The organism is Sphingomonas sp. PSPC2-2, from assembly GCF_049897725.1.
Classification (GTDB): domain Bacteria; phylum Pseudomonadota; class Alphaproteobacteria; order Sphingomonadales; family Sphingomonadaceae; genus Sphingomonas.
Genome location: NZ_JAFCWU010000038.1, coordinates 1 through 714 on the forward strand (window position 1 = coordinate 1; position 714 = coordinate 714).

Sequence of the window (714 nt, forward strand, 5' to 3'; positions counted from 1 at the left end):
TTTCGGAACCGGAGGGTGTAGATGCAACGACGGAAGTTCAGCCGAGAGTTCAAGCTCGAGGCGGTGAAGTTGGTCCGAGATCGCGGCGTGGCGGTAGCGCAGGCCGCGCGCGATCTGGACCTGCACGAGAACGTGCTGCGCAAATGGGTCCGCGAAGCGGAAGCTGATCCCCAGTCGGCGTTTCCGGGCAACGGTCAGATGAAGCCCGAGCAGCAGGAGATTGAGCGGCTACGCCGCGAGTTGGCCCGGATGAAGGCCGAACGTGACATCCTAAAAAAAGCCGCGGCCTACTTTGCCAGGGACTCGATATGAAGTTCGGGTTCATCGCAAAGCATCGAGGGATCTGGCCGGTGTCGTGGCTTTGCGGGGCGCTCGATGTCTCGCGCAGTGGTTTCCACGCCTGGCTCGTACGCGCGCCAAGCGCCCGGTCGCTGAGCGACGAAGCGTATGCAGGGAAGATCCGCGCCAGCTTCATCTCCAGCTACCGAACCTATGGCGCGCGTCGCGTCTGGCACGATCTCTTGGCCGAAGGCCTTTCATGCGGCCTGCATCGTGTCGAACGGCTGATGCGGATGCACGGCCTGATGGCGCGGCCTAGGCGCCGCGGTCTGCCCAAGGATCATGGCGAACGCTCGGTCATCGCGGGCAACGTGCTCGATCGGCAGTTCAGCGCCGACGCGCCGAACCAGAAGTGGGTGGCCGACTTCACCTACA

General features: G+C 63.6%; 1 pseudogene. It reads left to right on the plus strand.

The features are described 5' to 3' along the window. Positions 1–21: 21 nt before the first annotated feature. Positions 22–714: pseudogene (locus ACP7BY_RS20990) on the plus strand (IS3 family transposase); the annotation flags it as partial.